13 protein-coding genes are annotated in these 17,473 nt (G+C 66.0%); 6 read left to right on the top strand and 7 right to left on the bottom strand.

Going from position 1 to position 17,473, the window contains the following annotated elements:
• Positions 1–647: 647 nt before the first annotated feature.
• Entirely contained in the window at positions 648–1,385 is a 738-nt protein-coding gene (locus tag ABQU90_RS06710) for an SIMPL domain-containing protein (RefSeq protein ID WP_055849945.1), read from the bottom strand.
• Between the two features lie 130 nt (positions 1,386–1,515).
• On the opposite strand from ABQU90_RS06710, the gene ABQU90_RS06705 reads away from it, so the two are divergent.
• The 3 genes from ABQU90_RS06705 (at position 1,516) to ABQU90_RS06695 (ending at position 7,665) form a co-directional block, all read left to right on the top strand.
• A complete protein-coding gene (locus ABQU90_RS06705; protein WP_323521217.1) occupies positions 1,516–2,088 on the top strand; it encodes a Maf-like protein in 573 nt (190 codons plus the stop codon).
• Positions 2,088–3,587, top strand: a complete 1,500-nt coding sequence (gene rng / locus ABQU90_RS06700) for a ribonuclease G (protein ID WP_055849948.1) — start codon at positions 2,088–2,090, stop codon at positions 3,585–3,587. The genes ABQU90_RS06705 and rng overlap by 1 nt, the downstream gene beginning before the upstream one ends.
• Before the next feature lie 172 nt (positions 3,588–3,759).
• Positions 3,760–7,665, top strand: coding sequence for a YhdP family protein (locus tag ABQU90_RS06695; RefSeq protein WP_323521216.1), 3,906 nt, complete (start codon positions 3,760–3,762; stop codon positions 7,663–7,665).
• A gap of 5 nt (positions 7,666–7,670) precedes the next feature.
• On the opposite strand, the gene ABQU90_RS06690 is transcribed toward ABQU90_RS06695, so the two are convergent.
• Positions 7,671–8,426, bottom strand: coding sequence for a DUF6065 family protein (locus tag ABQU90_RS06690; protein ID WP_323521215.1), 756 nt, complete (start codon positions 8,424–8,426; stop codon positions 7,671–7,673).
• A gap of 99 nt (positions 8,427–8,525) precedes the next feature.
• Between ABQU90_RS06690 and tldD the strand changes: the two genes are divergently transcribed.
• The gene (tldD, locus tag ABQU90_RS06685; RefSeq protein WP_115513378.1) at positions 8,526–9,971 is read left to right on the top strand and encodes a metalloprotease TldD; all 1,446 of its coding nucleotides are present in this window, start codon (positions 8,526–8,528) and stop codon (positions 9,969–9,971) included.
• A gap of 343 nt (positions 9,972–10,314) precedes the next feature.
• On the opposite strand, the gene yjgA is transcribed toward tldD, so the two are convergent.
• Entirely contained in the window at positions 10,315–10,893 is a 579-nt protein-coding gene (gene yjgA / locus ABQU90_RS06680; RefSeq protein ID WP_055849956.1) for a ribosome biogenesis factor YjgA, read from the bottom strand.
• Between the two features lie 199 nt (positions 10,894–11,092).
• Between yjgA and pmbA the strand changes: the two genes are divergently transcribed.
• Entirely contained in the window at positions 11,093–12,460 is a 1,368-nt protein-coding gene (gene pmbA, locus ABQU90_RS06675) for a metalloprotease PmbA (RefSeq protein WP_323521214.1), read from the top strand.
• Between the two features lie 343 nt (positions 12,461–12,803).
• Positions 12,804–13,193 (top strand): DUF4870 domain-containing protein, encoded by a 390-nt coding sequence (locus ABQU90_RS06670; protein ID WP_055849960.1) that lies wholly within the window; start codon positions 12,804–12,806, stop codon positions 13,191–13,193.
• Between the two features lie 67 nt (positions 13,194–13,260).
• Here ABQU90_RS06670 and ABQU90_RS06665 read toward each other — a convergent pair whose 3' ends face one another.
• The 4 genes from ABQU90_RS06665 to tilS all read right to left on the bottom strand — a co-directional run bounded on the left by ABQU90_RS06665 (position 13,261) and on the right by tilS (position 17,308).
• On the bottom strand, positions 13,261–14,358 hold the full coding sequence (locus ABQU90_RS06665) for a M35 family metalloendopeptidase (protein ID WP_055849962.1): 1,098 nt from the start codon (positions 14,356–14,358) through the stop codon (positions 13,261–13,263).
• 476 nt (positions 14,359–14,834) lie between these two features.
• Positions 14,835–15,710 carry a polyprenyl synthetase family protein gene (locus tag ABQU90_RS06660; protein ID WP_115528444.1) on the bottom strand — a complete coding sequence of 292 codons (876 nt, stop codon included), beginning with the start codon at positions 15,708–15,710 and terminating at the stop codon, positions 14,835–14,837.
• Position 15,711: 1 nt separating this feature from the next.
• The gene (locus tag ABQU90_RS06655) at positions 15,712–15,975 is read right to left on the bottom strand and encodes an exodeoxyribonuclease VII small subunit (protein ID WP_005995187.1); all 264 of its coding nucleotides are present in this window, start codon (positions 15,973–15,975) and stop codon (positions 15,712–15,714) included.
• A gap of 31 nt (positions 15,976–16,006) precedes the next feature.
• A complete protein-coding gene (gene tilS / locus ABQU90_RS06650) occupies positions 16,007–17,308 on the bottom strand; it encodes a tRNA lysidine(34) synthetase TilS (protein WP_323521213.1) in 1,302 nt (433 codons plus the stop codon).
• Positions 17,309–17,473 lie beyond the last annotated feature (165 nt).

Raw genomic sequence — 17,473 nt, 5'->3', positions numbered from 1 at the left:
GAACAATTGATGGTTTATTTTTTAAAAATTAAAATAATATTTGCAATATATTTTGTTATTTTTAATGGGTTCGTATTTATTATAACGTTTGTCGAGGGTGTTGCTTCTGCCGCTATTTTCGTCCGGCAGGAGGGTGTATATGATATTTTTTGAAAAATTCCGTCATTAGATTTTAGCGGCTATATACCTTGGCTTTTCTGTGGGAACAGTTGCTGCACGCAGTGCTTCCCTCAATACCATTTATTGCGATTTGCAAAATAACGTGGTTGGTCAGAACGTTTACACCTGCACCAATATTCATTGGCGTGGAGACAGCCAATCGGGGCAGTATCAACTCATGGTTCGCGGCGGGTATGGAAACATCCTGACTACCTGCAGCGACGGTAGCGCTGCGGTAGTGTGTCGCTACAGCAATAATTACAGCCTTAGTTCGTCTCTTGGAGGAAGCCATCCTGGAGCGACCCTGCAAGATGCTTGCACAATCTCTGGTGCATGTGGTTTTGACGATCTCGTCCTGATGGATAACTAGGACTTCGCTGTTCAGCGAGTCAATTGATTTGACGCTGGTATTTGCGTGGAATCGGCGACCAGTTAGGTCGCCGATTCTTTGGTGAAACTAAAAGCGCAATTCAGCATGCGACGCTTCTTCAGCGCCCCAATTCGAATGTCGCCTCCAGCGTGATCGACAGCGTGCTTTCGCCGGGCGCCACCTGGGTATCCATCTCGGCCTTGGCCGAACGCATCGAGGCGGCCATCATCATCGGACGCACCACGCCGCCGCCGCTGCGGCCTTCGGAGATGCTGACGATGCGGCGCACCTTCAGTCCCAGCGATTTTGCGTAGGTCTCTGCGCGGGCTTGGGCTTTTTTGAGTGCGGCCACGCGGGCTTCGTCGTAGGCCGCTTCGGGCTGGTCGACGGAGAAGCTGGGGCCGTTGATGTCGTTGGCACCCTGGGCGACCAGCGTGTCAAGCACCTTGCCGAGCTTGGAGATGTCGCGCACCTTCAGGCTGACGGTGTTGCTGGCCTGATAGCCGATGATCTTCGGCGCTTCGTTTTCCTTGTAGGCGTATTGCGGGCTCAGGTTGATGCCGCTGGTCTGCACGTCCTTGTCGGCGATGCCGGCGGCTTTCACGGCAGCCATGACCTTGCTCATTTGTTCGGCGTTCTGGCGCATGGCGGCGTTGCTGTCAGCAGCCTGGGTGACCACGCCTGCAGACAGGGTGGCGATATCCGGCACGCGCTTGGCTTCCGCTTCGGCCGACACGTTGAGCAGGGTGCCGTCGTTGGGGATGGTGTAGTTCGACGCGGATTGAGCGTGTGCGGTCATGGCGGTTCCGGCAGCGATGGACAGGGCCAGCAACAACGGCTTGAGGGTGGTACGCATGAGATCTCCTTGTCTGTGGTGCGAGCGTGTTGGGAGGTCGATGAATATGTTGTGAGTCGAACGCCGCCGCGCAACCGCCGCGCGGGTGCGAAGTCAGCGGGCGAGCACGGCCAGCAGGTATGCTGGGCGGATGCTCTATCTCGCCTCCCGTTCGCCACGCCGACAAGAACTGCTGCAACGCCTGGATGTGCCGTTCCAGACCCTGGAACTGGACGTGCCCGAGCTGCGCGCGCGCGCCGAATCCCCCGAACAGTATGTGCAGCGGGTTGCGCTGGACAAGGCGCGCGCCGGCCTTGTGCAGGTGCAGGCACGCGACCCCGATGCGATCGTGCTGGGCTCGGATACCGAAGTGGTGCTGGGCGAGCGCGTATTCGGCAAACCGGTCGATGTCGACGATGCGATCGCGATGCTGCGTGTGTTGTCCGGTCGCACCCACCAGGTACTCACGGCGGTGGTTCTAGTCTGTGCACAGCGCGCTCCGGCGCAGGCATTGGTGGTGTCGGAGGTGACCTTCGACACGCTCGATGACGCGCAGATCGCTGCCTATGCCGCCTGTGGCGAGCCCATGGGCAAGGCCGGTGCCTATGCGATCCAGGGGCGCGCAGAACGTTTTATCAGCCATTTGTCCGGTAGCTATTCCGGCGTGATGGGATTGCCGCTGCATCACACCTCGCAGTTGCTCACAGCCTTCGGAGCACATTGATGTCGGAAGAGATTTTGGTCAACGTCACTCCGCGCGAAACCCGCGTGGCGGTGATCGAGAACGGCATGCTGCAGGAGCTGCATATCGAGCGCGGTTGGCGCCGGGGCGTGGTCGGCAACATCTACAAGGGCAAGGTGCAGCGGGTGATGCCCGGCATGCAGGCGGCGTTCGTCGAAGTCGGGCTGGAGCGCGCGGCGTTTCTGCACGCCAACGACGTGGTGCGCCCGGCACCGGCTCCGGCCAGCGTGGTCGATACCGAAGAAACCCCGATCCCGCCACCGCCGGCAGCGTCCGTTCCGATTGTCGAGCTGCTGCGCGACGGTCAGGACATCGTGGTGCAGGTGGTCAAGGACCCGATCGGCACCAAGGGCGCCCGGCTGACCACACAGATCAGCATTCCCTCGCGCTACCTGGTGCTGCTGCCGCAGTCCAAGATCGTCGGGGTGTCGGCGCGGATCGAGGACGAGGCCGAGCGCCTGCGTCTGAAGACCATCGTCAGCGAGGTCTCGGCCCAGCACGGTGGCTTTGGCTACATCATCCGCACCAATGCCGAAGGCCAGCCGGCCGAAGCCCTGGCCGAGGACATCGCCTACCTGTCGCGGGTCTGGAACGTGGTCGAGCGGCGCGGCCGCGAAGCGCCGCCGTGCAGCATCATCTATGAAGACCTGAGTCTGCCGCTGCGTGCGGTGCGCGACCTGATCCGCAAGGATGTGGAAAAGGTCAAGGTCGATTCCAACGAGACCTTCGTGCAATTGCAGGCGTTCGTGGCCAAGTACATGCCGGTGCTGGCCGAGCGGCTGGAGCTGTATACCGGTGACCGGCCGATCTTCGATCTGTACGGGGTCGAGGACGAGATCGGGCGCGCGTTGAACAAGCAGGTGCCGCTCAAATCCGGTGGCTATCTGGTGATCGACCAGACCGAAGCGATGACTACCATCGACGTGAACACCGGTTCGTTCGTAGGGCAGCGCAATCTCGAAGAAACCGTGTTCCGCACCAATCTGGAGGCGGCGCAGGCGGTGGCGCGGCAGCTGCGGCTGCGCAACCTGGGCGGCATCATCATCATCGACTTCATCGATATGGACGATCCCGAGCACCGTCGCCAGGTGCTGCGTACGCTGGAAAAGGCGTTGGCCCGCGACCACGCCAAGACCACGGTGTACGAGTTCTCGCCGCTGGGTCTGGTGGAAATGACCCGCAAGCGCACCGTCGAAAGCCTGGAGCGGCAGTTGTCGGAAACCTGCGGCCAGTGCGGCGGGCGCGGCACCATCAAGACCGCCGAAACGGTGACTTACGAGATCTTCCGCGAGATCACCCGTGCGGTGCGCCAGTTCGATGCCGCGCGGCTGCTGGTGATCGCCTCCTCGAAGGTGGTCGCGCGCATCACCGACGAGGAATCCGCAGCGGTGGCCGAGTTGGAAGAATTCCTGGGCAAGAGCATCCGCTTCCAGTCAGACGACCAGTATCTGCAGGAGCAGTTCGACGTGGTGTTGCTGTGAGGCGGGGAATGGAGAGTCGGGAATCGGGAATGGATGTGGAGCGAAAGCCACTGTTCGGGACGCGACTGACATCTTTTTTAGAATGGTGCCGCGCGCGAACAGATGATCGTGCGCTCGGCGCGATGCGCGCTCTTACGATTCCCGATTCCCGATTCCCCACTCCCCGCGTCTAATGCCCACCCCGCTGCGCCGCCGTCTGCGTCTTTTCCGCCGCTATGCGATCACTGCCTGCGCGCTTGCGCTGGTGGCGGTCGCGTTGCTGGTGGGCGCGGCCAGCCAGGCGTTGCCGTTGGCCGAGGAGCATCCGCAGCAGATCGCCGACTGGTTGAGCCAGCGCGCGGGGCAGCAGATCGCGTTCGATCATCTGGAGACCGAGTGGACCCGGCGCGGCCCGCTGCTGCGGCTGGATGGCCTGCGGATCGGCCCGCAGGGCGAGGTGCGCGTGGGCCAGGCGGAGATCCTGCTGGCGATGTACGCCGGGTTGTTGCCGGGGCACTCGTTGACCGAAGTACGCCTGCGTGGGTTGGCGCTGACTTTGCAACGCAGCGACGACGGCGTGTGGTCGGTGCAGGGCCTGCCGAGCGGGAAGGGCGCCGACCCGCTGGATGCACTGCGTCGGCTTGGCGAGATCCAGTTGGCCGAGGCACGCCTGAAGGTGAACGCGCCATCGATCGGCCTGGACACCGCCTTACCGCGGATCGACCTGCGCCTGCGCGTGAGCGGTTCGACGGTCAGGGTGGGCAGCCGTAGCTGGATCGATCTCACGCGTGCGCCGCTGACCGCGGTGCTGGAGTTCGACCGTGACAGCGGCGACGGCAGCGCGTATGTGCAGGCCGAGCCGGTCGATCTGGCGGCGTGGGCATCGCTGCTGCAGGTCGGCGGCATGCGTGTGGAAGGCGGCGGTGGGCGTTTGCAGGCCTGGGCGCAGCTGCATGCACGCCGCATTACCGGCGTCACCGTCGATGCCGACCTCACCCAGGTCGCCTTGTCCGGAGCGCCGCTGGTGGACGAGACCGCCCGCCGCACGCTGCGCTGGGAGCGTCTGCAGGCACGTGCGCGCTGGCAGACCATCGATGGCGGTTGGCGGCTGGACGCGCCGTTGCTGCGGCTGGGGCAGGCGGCCACGTTGCAGCATCTGGACGGGCTGCGCATTGCCGGCGGGCGTCGCTATGCGGTGGTCGCCAGACAGGGCGATGTCTCCGGCCTGATCGCAGCCGCCGCATTGAGCGATCAGCTGTCGCCTGCGCTGCGCCGTTGGCTGATCCTGTCCAAACCGCAGCTGCGTGTGGCCGATCTGCAGATCGCCGGCGAGCAGGGCGGCGCCGTGCGTGCGCAGGGGCAGATCGAAGACCTTGGTTTCCTGCCGGTGGGCAACTCGCCGGGGATCAGCGGTTTGCGCGGCCGCGTCGACGGCGACGCACAGGGCGGCGAGTTGGAAACCGCGCCGGACGCCACGGTGCGCTTCGACTGGCCCACCGGCTTTGGCGTGGTGCATGAGATTCAACTGGCCGGCAAGATCGTCGGCTGGCGCGAAGGAGCGGGTTGGCAGGTCGCCACCCCGGCGCTGCGTGTGCAGGCCAAGGACTACGGCGCCAATGTGCGCGGCGGGCTGTGGTTCCAGAACGACGGCACCCGCCCGCGCCTGCAACTTGCCGCGCAACTGGACGATGTGGCGCTGCCGGTGGCACGCAAGTTCTGGATCCGCTCGAAGATGAGCAAGGCTGCCATCGACTGGCTGGACATGGCCGTGGCCGGCGGCGTGATCACCGGTGGCACCGGCCTGGTCAGTGGCGATCTGGACCAATGGCCGTTCGACGACAACGACGGGCGCTTCGAAGCGTTCGGGCAGATCCGCGACGGCGTAATTCGCTTCAATCCGGAGTGGCCGGCGATGGAGCAGGTGCAGGCCGATCTGCGCTTCATCGGCAATGGGTTTTCGTTGCAGGGCAGTGGCGATCTTGCCGGTACCCCGATCGCGCAACTGGACGCGGGCATCCCCAGCTTCAAGACGTCCGAGCTCTACGTGCGCGCCTCCACCCAGGCCGACGCGGCGCAGCTGCTGGGCATGCTGCGCAAGAGTCCGCTGGAGCGCCGCTACGGCGATACCTTGCGTAACCTCACCGTGTCCGGCCCGGCGGCGGTGAACTTCGACCTGCTGCGCCCGTTGCGCACCAAGGGCGTGGGCGGGCATCTGCAGGGCACGGTGGCCTTGCAGGGCGCCAAGTTGGCGGACGCGCGCTGGAATCTGGCCTTCGACCAGGTCAGCGGACAGGCCGAGTATCGCGATACCGGGTTTGCGGCCGAGCATCTGAGCGTGCAGCACCAGGGCCGCAGCGGCGAGCTGGCACTGCGCGCCGGTGGCTTTGTGCAGGACCCCAGGCAGGCCTTCGAAGCGCGCCTTGACGCCACCCTGGATGCCAGGGAATTGTTCGACCGCGCCCCGCAGATGGAATGGTTGCGCCCGTATGTGCATGGCAGCGCGCCGTGGCAGGTGGGGGTGAATGTGCCGCTGCCGACGCCGGGTCAAGCGGATGCGCAGGCGCTGCTGACGCTGCGCTCGGACTTGGTGGGCACCACGTTGGACCTGCCCGCGCCGCTGGATAAACCGGCCACCCAGGCGCTGGACACGCAGGTCAAGGTGGCCCTGCCGGTTGGCGATGGCGATATCGACGTCGCCTTCGGCAAGCTGGTGGCGCTCAAGGCCAGCAGCCATGGCGAGCAGACCGGCGTGCGCGTGGTCATGGGCACCGACACGGTGACCGAGCGCCCGCCCGCCAATGGGCTGGTGGTAACCGGACGAACCGCCTCGCTGGATGCGATCGACTGGATCAGCCTGGCGCGCGGCAGCAGCGATCAGGACATGCCACCACTGCCTGGCCAGCCGGCAACGCCCAAGAAAGATGCCGTGCCGCTGCAACAGGTGGACGTGCAGGCGGACAAACTGCTGATGATCGGCGGGGTGTTTCCGCAGACGCGGCTGCGGCTGCGGCCGACCCGCGATGCGGTGGCGGTGACCCTGGATGGCCCTTCGCTGGCCGGCCAACTCACCGTGCCCAACGCCGACGGCGGCATCGTGCAGGGCAAGCTCAACACTGTGCGCTGGCAGCCGGTGGCCGACGCGCCCGAGCCTGCGGCCCCGGAGCCCGGCGACCCGCTGGCCGGTGCCCTGCCGGAACCGGCACGCCGCGCGGTCGCCGAGTTCGACCCGGTCTCCATCCCGCCGCTGGCGCTGGATATCGACGACCTGCGCGTGGGCAAGATGACCCTGGGCGCGGCCATCCTGCGTAGCAGCCGGCTCACCGACGGCATGCAGGTGGATCAGCTGCAACTGCGCTCGGACGACCAGAGCATCGGCCTGACCGGCGCTTGGCGCGGCAAGGGCGATGCCGCCAGCACGCGGCTGTCGGCGCGGGTGGACAGCCGCAACCTCGGCAACCTGTTGCAGAACCTCACCCTGGGCGGCCAGCTGCGCGGCGGCGAAGGCCAACTGGAACTCAACGCTGGCTGGCAGGGCTCGCCGACCGGTTTTGCGCTTGGCTCGCTGGACGGCAACCTGAAGGTGGATGTCCGCAATGGCCAGCTATTGGAAGTGGATCCGGGCGCCGGCCGCGTGCTGGGCCTGCTCAGCGTGGCGCAGTTGCCGCGCCGGTTGATGTTCGACTTCCGCGATTTCTTCTCCAAGGGTCTAGCCTTCAACACGTTGGACGGCGAGGTGCGCTTCGGCGACGGCTTCGCGCGCACCGACGCCATCCGCATCGCAGGCCCCGCTGCCGAGATCGCCATCCGCGGCCAGACCGATCTGCGTGCGCAGACCTTCGACCAGACCGTGGACGTCAATCCCAAGGCCGGCAACCTGCTGACCGTGGTCGGTGCGGTGGCCGGCGGGCCGGTGGGCGCTGCAGTGGGCGCGGCCGCCAACGCGGTGCTCGGCAAGCCGCTGGGCGCGATCGGCGCCAAGACCTACCACGTCACCGGGCCGTGGAAAGACCCGCAGGTGGACGTGGTCGAGCGCGAAACGCGCGAGCGTGCACCGAGCAAACCTGCGCCCGCCAGCAAGCCCGCCGCACCGCCGCGCTGACGCACTCAGTCGGCGGCAGCGTCATCGTCGCTGCCGGCACGCGTGAACATCGGCAGGCGCAGTCGCGCGCGGTGGCCCGGCACCACCGGCTGCTCCGGCCCCGCGACGCCGCGGAAATACCCGCGCTGCCACTTCTCGCGCGCCGCGGCCGATTGCGTATCGGGTAATTCATCGAGAAAGCGCGTGCGGCTGTGCGTCCAGTCGGCATGTTGCTGCGCCAGTTCCGGTGCTTCGGAAAGCGGCATCCACTGCGGCTGCACCTGTTCGATCACCTGCCGCTGCAGCGGGAACAGATGGCAGAACGGCTCACCTGCCTCGAAGCGCACCTGGCCGGGCCGGGTGAAGCGCCAGTTCATGGTGAAGGTGTACGGGCTCCAGTCGGTTTCCACCAGGCCGCTCAACGCGCCGATGCCGTCCTTGGGCCGGTTCAACGGGCCGGTGACGAACAGGTCGACGCCTTCGTCGGTGCGAAACAGGCAGGGCACATGGAAGGTCAGCACGCCGTAGCCGAAGTGGCTGATCGCCGGCGCTGCGTTGCCGGCATCGGTCACGATCCGGATCGCGTCCAGCCCGTCGCGGCCATCCCAACTGGCCTGGAAGCCGGACTGGCACAACAGCTCCCAACCATGCGCGTTCGCAATCGCCAGCGGCAGGCAGCGGTACGCATAGCGTTGATCGGTGGCGTCCATCCAGTCGCGCGCATGCGGGGCAGGGCGGATGTCCAGGGTGTGGCCATCCAGAACGTGGGCGATGAGCTTCATGCGCAGGCGATGGTTGCAGGGCGAGCCGGCGATGATAGCCGCGCCACATGTTCAGCCGGACGACTTGTCTCCCCGGCGCGCGGGCCCCATCCTGACTGCATGACCGATAACGCTCTCACTCTGGCCGAAACCCGGCTGCTGCTTCCTTCCGGCCTGGATGCCGGCCATCTGGACCGCACCTTCGGCGCCCTGCTGGGCCCGGGCATCGACTTCGGCGATCTGTACTTCCAGCATTCGCGACGCGAGAGCTGGAGCGTGGAAGACGGCATCGTCAAGGACGGCGCGCACTCCATCGAACAAGGCGTGGGCGTGCGCGCAATTGCCGGCGAAAAAACCGGCTTTGCGTATTCCGACGACATCCAGCGCGAGACCTTGCTGGAAGCGGCGCAGTCGGCACGTGCGATCTCGCGCGACGGCGGCGCGCAATCCACCCGCGCACTGGTGCGTGGCAATGGCCGCGCGTTATATCCGGCCACCGACCCGATCGACGACATGGACAGTGCCACCAAGGTGGACCTGCTGCGCCGCATCGACCAGTACGTGCGCGCCGCCGATCCGCGCGTCAAACAGGTGATGGTGAGCCTGTCCGGTGGTGTGGACACGGTGCTGATCGCCCGCAGCGATGGCGTGCTGGCGGCCGACGTGCGCCCGCTGGTGCGGTTGAACGTGCAGGTGATTGTCGAACACGGCGGGCGTCGCGAGTCCGGCTATTCCGGCGGTGGCGGTCGTTATGGCTACGCCGAACTGTTTGCCGATGGCCGCCCGGAAGGCTTTGCGCGCGAAGCGCTGCGCCAGGCGCTGGTCAATCTGGATGCCATCCCCGCGCCGGCCGGCGTGATGCCGGTGGTGCTCGGCCCCGGCTGGCCGGGCGTGCTGCTGCACGAGGCGGTTGGCCACGGGCTGGAAGGCGACTTCAATCGCAAGGGCACCAGCGTCTACGCCGGGCGCATGGGCGAGCGCGTTGCCTCGCCGGGCGTGACCATCGTCGATGACGGCACCTTGGACGGGCGCCGTGGCTCGCTCAATATCGACGACGAGGGCACGCCGACGCAGTGCACCACGCTGATCGAAGACGGTGTGCTGGTGGGCTACATGCAGGACACCCACAACGCGCGCCTGATGGGCGTGGCGCCCACCGGCAACGGCCGCCGCGAATCGTTCGCGCACTTGACCATGCCGCGCATGACCAACACCTACATGCGCGCGGGGCAGCACGACCCGGAAGAAATGATCCGCTCGGTCAAGAAGGGCATTTACGCGGTGAACTTCGGCGGCGGCCAGGTCGACATCACCAGCGGCAAATACGTGTTCTCGGCCACCGAGGCCTACCTGATCGAAGACGGCAAGGTCACCGCGCCGGTGAAGGGCGCCACGCTGATCGGCAACGGCCCGGAAACCATGCAGAAGGTGCGCATGATCGGCAACGATCTGGCCCTGGACGAAGGCGTGGGCGTGTGCGGCAAGGACGGGCAGAGCGTGCCGGTCGGCGTCGGCCAGCCATCGCTGTTGATCGACGGCATTACGGTCGGCGGAACGCAGGCCTGAGATGCTGGGAATCGGGAATCGGGAATCGGGAATCGCAACGGCAGGAGCGGCTGTCCGCGGGTCTGGCGTTTGCGGAGCTCCGGTTCGGAGGTGGCGTGGATTGGTGCGTCGGGATGGGGGATTCGCAACGGCGGGGGCGCTAAGCAGTGCGTCTGGCGGTTGCGATTCGTCGGTTCTTGGGAGGCGATTCGGTAAGCGAGGTTGGACCGTTGCGACGGCGGGTGCGCGGCGTCGCGTGTCGGGTGTTTGCGGGTCTTCGGTTCGGACGCAGGCTGTTGAGAGCCGTGCGTCGGGCTGGGCGGAGGCGCGTGCTGCGCGGCTCCGCCTTTGCGCCGGTCGATGCCTAGGTGTCGTCTTCCGGATCCAGATCGTCTTCCAGGTCCGGCTCCTCGCTCTCGATTCCCTGCTCCTGCGACAGGTCGCGCAGCACCTGGAACAGTTCGCGGTAGGCGCGCGGGGGCTTGTTCTTGGCGCGTTCGTGGATCGCGTTGCGCACCAGTTGGCGCAGCTGTTGGCGATCGGCAGCCGGGTAGGCTTCCAGCAGCTCGGCCAGCGCCACGTCGTTCTCGGCCAGCAGGCGCTCGCGCCAGCGCTCGACGCGATGGATCGCCGCCACTTCACGGCGCGCGGTGTCGCTGTTGGCATCCAGCGCATCGCGGATGGCGGCCAGCGTCTCGTCGTCCTCGCGGCGCATGTGCTTGGCCAGAAACGCCAGCTGCCGCTTGTGCGCGATATGCGAGGTGATGCGCTTGCTCTCTTCGATATGCGGGATCAGCGACTCGGGCACCGGCAACTTGGCCAGCTGCGCCGGGGTGAGCGCCACCAGCTTTTCGCCCAGGTCGAAAATTTCCAGCGCCTCGCGCCGTTGCTGGCTGCGGCTGGTGCCACGAAATTCACCGGTATCTTCATCGCGTCCGCGCATTGCCACTACATCCCGAAACTTGGTTAGTTAAATTTCCGGCCACGAACGGCCGGACTCCGGCGGAAGACTCCGCACCACATTCAGACACTGCGGCCATGGATAGCCGAGCTTTCTGCGGACGGATCCGCATCCACATTCAGACAGTCCGGCCATGATGGCCGGGCTTTCGCGGACGGATCCGCATCCAAAGGATAAAGCATTGAACGCACTCTCCTCCGAAACCCGTGTCGCTGACGACAGCCTGCAGCGTCTGGACGCACTGACCGATATCTCGCAACGCCTGCTCGAGCGCGCCCGTGCGGCCGGCGCCACCCAGGCCGAAGTGAGCTGCAGCGAAGAGCGCGGCCTGGACGTCAACGTGCGCCTGGGCGATGTGGAAACGGTCGAATCCACCCGCGATCGCGGCATTGCGGTGACGGTCTACTTCGGCAAGCGCAAGGGCAGTGCCAGCACCGCCGACCTGCAGGATGCCAGCCTGGAGTCCACCGTGGCCCAGGCCTGCGCGATTGCGCGTTACACCGAAGACGACCCGGCGTCCGGCCTGGCCGACCCGGCGCTGATGGCGCACGATTTCCCCGACCTGGACAGCTGGCACCCGTGGGCGCTGGATGCCGACACTGCGGTGGACCTGGCGCTGGCCTGCGAGGCCGCCGGCCGCGATGCGGACGCACGCATCAGTAATTCCGATGGTGCCTCGGCCAGCACCGGGCTCAGCCTGTCGGTGTATGCCAATTCGCACGGATTCATCGGGCGCGAGCGCGGCACCCACCATTCGATCAGCTGCGCGCTGATCGCCGGGCAGGGCGACGGCATGCAGCGCGATGGCTGGTACAGCAGCGCCCTGGCGCGCGAAGACCTGGAAGCGCCGGATGCCATCGGCCGGCATGCCGCCGAGCGCACCCTGGCGCGCCTGGCGCCACGTTCGTTGCCCACCGGCCAGCTGCCGGTGCTGTTCGCGCCGGAGGTGGCACGCTCGCTGGTCGGCCATCTGCTGGGCGCAGTCTCCGGTGGCGCGCTGTATCGCCGCGCCAGCTTCCTGCTCGACAGCGTCGGCACCAAGCTGTTCCCGGACTGGTTCAACATCGAAGAGCTGCCGCATCTGCGCCGCGGGCTGCGCTCGGCCGCCTTCGATGGCGAAGGTGTCGCTACCCGGCAGTCGGCGCTGATCACCGACGGCGTGCTGCAGCGCTATGTGCTGGGCAGCTACTCGGCACGCAAGCTCGGCCTGCAGACCACCGCCAATGCCGGCGGCGTGCACAACCTGCAGGTCACCGCCAACGCGGGCGACCTGGCCGCAATGATCGGCGGCATGTCGCGCGGCCTGCTTGTCACCGAACTGATGGGCAACGGCGTCAACCCGGTGACCGGCGATTACTCGCGCGGTGCCGGCGGCTTCTGGATCGAGAACGGCGCGATTGCTTATCCGGTGGATGGCCTGACCATCGCCGGCAATCTGCGCGACATGTTTGCCGGCATCGAAGCGGTCGGTAGCGACGTCGACCCGCGCTCGCACGTCAAGATCGGCTCGGTGCTGGTCAATCGGATGACCGTGGCGGGCGATAGCTGAGCCGTCGCTTGGGCTGAGGTCTGGCCATGCCTGACGGGCATGGTCGGCGGACTGGTCCGCGCCGACCATGCAGCGTTTTGCCTCCGGCCGGCCATGCGCGCGTGCTGTCCGGGCTCCCTGCCATAGGTGCATGGTGTGGGCCTATCCGGTACTTAGAAACAAAGAGTCGACCCCAACGCCGCTGCGGCATTCTGCAGCGCGATCACTAGCGTCATCGCCTCGACGAAGGGTGTGCGCCATCGCCTCTAGTGGGTGAGGCAAACCAGACCATGTCTTCCCGCACTGGTGGCTGACTGAATCGTTGTTATAGTCCGCCGCACCACAATCATGTTCGGGGAGATCTATGAGCGAATTCGAGACACACGCCGCGCCGCCACCGCCGCCGGTCGGCACCAGCACGCCGTCGGAGGAGCGCACCCTCGCGCTCGCCGCACATCTGCTGGGCATCCTGACGTCCTTCATCGGCGCGTTGGTGATCTGGCTGATCAGCAAGGACGCCAGTCCGTCCAAGCCGTTTGCCACCGATCAGTCAAAGGAAGCGCTGAACTTCCAGATCACCGTGATCATTGCCTATGTGCTGGCCGTGATCCTGACCGTGGTGTCGTTCGGCATCCTGTTCTTCGTGCCGACGCTGGTGTGGGTCGCCAACCTAGTGTTCTGCATCCTGGCCGCGGTCAAGGCCAATAACGGCGAGCATTACCGCTACCCGTTCACGCTGCGCCTGATCAAGTAATCCGGCCCGCGTAACGCAAAGGCCCGGCATCGCTGCCGGGCCTTTGTCGTTTCAGACGTTGACGCGATCAGTTCTGCGCCGGGGTGTTCTCGGCAAAGTACTCGTGGCTGTCGGCGTTGGTGATGGCCTGCGCCGGGTTGCTGCGTGCCAGGCTGCGTGCTCCGCTCTGGCCGTAGACCACATCGTCGGTGCCCGCCACCACGGTGAAGTGGCTGGTTTCGTGCACCAGCGTGCCGGCCTTGGAGTCGGTGCCGGTTGTCGACGCACTCCAGAACGCATTGCAGACATGGATCTCGTACGGCTGGTTCGGATAGACGTAGGCGAATGCGTCGGCCAGATCCGCTTCGCAGCTGCAGTTGATGGTGAGCTGGCCGTTGTTCTGGTCCAGCGCGTTGTCGATGTTGACGAAGTTCGAGCTGACCCGGCTGTAGCGCGAGGCGTTGTAGGCGCCAAACCAGGTGGTGTAGCGCGCACCGGTGCTGCCGGCGTTGAGGTAGTTGCGCGCGTTCTGCGAGTAATTACGCGCGGCAGTGACGCCACTGGCGGCTTGGTTGGTGCGCGTGGTGCTGCAGTTGAGATAGTTGATGCCGTTGACCACGGCGGTCGGGCCAATGGTCAGCTGCCGCTGCACGCCGCGGTTGGCGCCGTCCAGCCAGACGGTGAGCGGGGTGCTGGTGGCGACTGCAGGCAAGCCGTTGGCGGCCTTCATCAGGCTGCCGTCGGACAACGACGCGTATTGCAGCGACGAGCGCACCTGGATGGTGTAGTTGCCGCTGGTGGACAGGTCATAGGCACCGGCCAGATCCACCTCGCCCTTGACGCTCTGACCCGGCTGCAGAATGGTGAAGTCGGCTGCCTTGGGCAGGCCGCGCTTGACCAGGCGCCCGGTGTAATCCACCGGCTTGCCATCGCGGCTCACGGCCAGGATGCCGTTGTCCAGCGACTTGAGCGGAAGCTGATAGGTGGGTACGCGGGCAACCTGGCTGCCGTTATTGGTGACCGTCACGGCGATCTTGCCTTGATGTCGCCCGGCCTGGTCGGCCACTGGCGCCAGTTCGATGGTCAACGGAACCGGGCCGCGTACAGACTGCGCCTGCGCCGAACCGAGCACGCCGACGACGGCGAGCGTACCTGCTGCAAACGATGCGAGAAAAACATTCTTCACCAGTGACTCTCCTTGGTCGGGGGATGCCCGCAAGCGCGGGCAGCCCAAACCTAGGTAGAGCGAGCGGGCGCGACAAGTTGTTCAATTAGCGATATTTCTGGATGTCGCGCATCTGTTATTCATCCAAATACATCACTGGTGTAGATAATTCAGCAATAAAGTGTGTGGTTGGTTATAAAACGACGCTAGTTGTGTGTCGCCGACTGACACAAACGCTACTGACCAATGTGTCGTTCTGTGATCAGGCTCCCCTGTTGCCTGAATGGACCCAGGCACTCGACCGTGCGGTGGCGCACGGAATGCGCAAACCTGTTGCGCGAGGCGAAGTTGAGGGTGGGGTTGGTGCGTGCGGCATCCGCTCTGAATGCGTTGCCGTCTTGCAGTGCCGTGATCTGGCACGGCGTTGTGCGTTCTCCACTGCCCGCGCGCCGATCGCACCCTGGCGGCGGCGGCTCGCTAAGCGTGGTTAGCCACGCCTAGTGGGCGCGGTCCACCGCAAACCGGCCCAGGGTCGCCAGGGTTTCACCCGGTGGGCCATAAGGCTGCAGCACGTCGTGCATGCGGGTCGCCAGCTCGGCCAGCTTGGCTTTGGCGCCGTCCATGCCGAGCAAGGCCGGGTAGGTGGATTTGGATTGCGCGGCGTCCTTGCCGGCGGTCTTGCCCAGCTGCGCCGAGCTCGATTCCACATCCAGGATGTCGTCGCGCACCTGGAAGGCCAGGCCCAGCGCATCGGCAAAGTCGTCCACGCGCTGCTGGTCGGCCGGCGCGGCGCTGCCGGTCAACGCGCCCATGCGCACTGCGGCGCGAATCAGTGCGCCGGTCTTGAGCGCATGCATGCGTTGCAGCGCATCCAGCGGTTGCAACTGACCGGTGGCATCGATATCCAGGGCCTGGCCGCCGCACATGCCCGCCGCACCGGCCGCAGTGGCCAGGCTCTGCAACCAGCCCACGCGCAGCTCGGCGCTGACTGGCGCGGTGGCCAGCAGTTCGAAGGCGCGGGTCTGCAGTGCATCGCCGGCCAGGATGGCGGTGGCCTCGTCGAAGGCGATGTGCACGGTGGGCTGGCCGCGTCGCAGCGCGTCGTCGTCCATCGCCGGCAGATCGTCGTGCACCAGCGAATAGGCGTGGATCAGTTCGACCGCTACGGCGGGGGTGTCCAGCGTGTCTTCACCGGCGCCAAACAGCGCACCGGTGGCATACACCAGCAGCGGCCGCATGCGTTTGCCACCGCCCAGCACCGCGTGCCGCATCGCTGCGTGCAGACGCTGCGGTGCCAGCGTGGCGCTTGGCAAGCCTGCGTCGAGGCTGCGTTCGGTGCGAGCGATCCAGTGTTCGAACAGCGCGGGACTCACCTCAGCCGCCGTCCAGCGACGGCGGCTCGAAGGCTTCGGCAAGCTCGGGACGGGCCGGGTCGGTCAGCAGACGGACGCGCAGTTCGGCCTGTTCCAGCGCCTGCTGGCAATCGCGGTACAGGCCGATGCCGCGTTCGTAGGCGCTGAGCGATTGTTCAAGGCTCAGGTCGCCGACTTCCATTTTCTGCACCAGTTGCTCGAGTTCTTCCAGCGACTGTTCGAAGCGGGCAACCGGGGATGTTTCGTTCAAGGACTTCTTGGCCATCGCTAAAGTGTGCGGCGCGCGCGCAGGCGGGTCAATTCGCGTCGGCGTCGACGCGCCACTGCAGACGTGCGCCATTGGCCAGCAGCCAGTCCGTCAATGCAGCGGAGACGATGCGATCGCCGGCGGCGAGCACCTGGTCGTCGGCCCACAGAATCGGCAGGCGATCGCGGTGCCACGGCGGCAGATCGACCGTTTGCAGCACATGCTTGAGCCGATGCGAATGCGTGCGTTGCGGTAGCGCGATGCGCTCCCCACCGTGTCGGGCACGCACCAGCAGCGGGTGCGCGAAGCGCAGCCCTGAGCGGCCATGCAAGTACAGCTGTGCGCCATCGGGCAACAGCAAGGGCTGCGCGCCATCCCACTGCGCGGACCACTGCGCCGGCCATGCCGGTGTTGGACGAAGCAGGTACAGGCAATGCCGCCAGCGCCGCACTTCGACCTGCTGCCAGGCAAAGCAGGCTTGGCGATCCGGTGCGTGGATGTCGATTTCCCGTTCCAGCGCAACCACGCCCTGCGCGGGCAGCGGCGGTGCACCGGCCGCGGTGGACCACGCACGCAGCAAGCGCGGCCGGCGTGTGACCGGCTGTGCACGCAGCAGGTGCAGGTCCAGTGCGCCGCTTGCGGTCATCAGACCGGGCAGCATGGCCTGATCGTCATGCTGCAGCAGATCGCTGGCGTCGACGCTCAGCTGCGCGCTGCGTGCCAGCGCAGCGGCAGCCTGCGGCCAGCGTTGCTGCAGCAACGGCAGCACCTGCGTGCGCAAGAAATTACGGTCGTAGCGGGCATCGGCGTTGCTGGGATCGTCGATCCAGTGCAAGCCATGCAGGCGTGCATAGGCGTGCAGGTCGGCGCGCGGATGGGCCAGCAATGGGCGCCATAACGTGCCGGCGGCAAACGGGCGCTGCGCACGCATGGCCGCCAAGCCGTCCGGGCCTGATGCACGCAGTGCGCGCAGCAAAAACGTTTCGGCCTGATCGTCGCGATGGTGGGCCAGCGCCAGCCACTCGCCGGGTGCGAGCAGGTCGGCAAAGGCGGCGTGGCGCGCCTGGCGTGCGGCTGCTTCCAGCCCCAGACCGCTATCGCGCGCGACCTGCACCTGCACGATGTGCAGCGGCACCTGTAGCGCCTCGCAGGTGCGCTGGCAATGTGCGGCCCAGGCATCGGCATCGGCATGCAGGCCGTGATGCACGTGCAGCGCATGCACGCCGCGATCGCGGTACGCCGGCGTGGCCGCCAGCGCGTGCAGCAACACGCCCGAATCCATGCCACCGCTGTAGGCGATCAGCACCGGGCCGGGTGGGATAGCGGGCAGCAGGGGCGGTGTGTCGGTCACCGGGTGCTCAATCGATGCGGAACAGTGCTGGATGGGCAAACCACCGATGTACGCGAACAGTTGCGAACCGTGGACCGCACCGCGCGGCTTGGGAACATCGACGCTCCATCCACGTCCACATCCACGTCCACATCCACGTCCACATCCACGTCCATGTCCATGTCC

Origin of the sequence: Xanthomonas sp. WHRI 10207, assembly GCF_040202975.1 — a bacterium.
Taxonomy (GTDB): domain Bacteria; phylum Pseudomonadota; class Gammaproteobacteria; order Xanthomonadales; family Xanthomonadaceae; genus Xanthomonas.
This window is presented reverse-complemented; position numbering and strand designations above follow the sequence as displayed.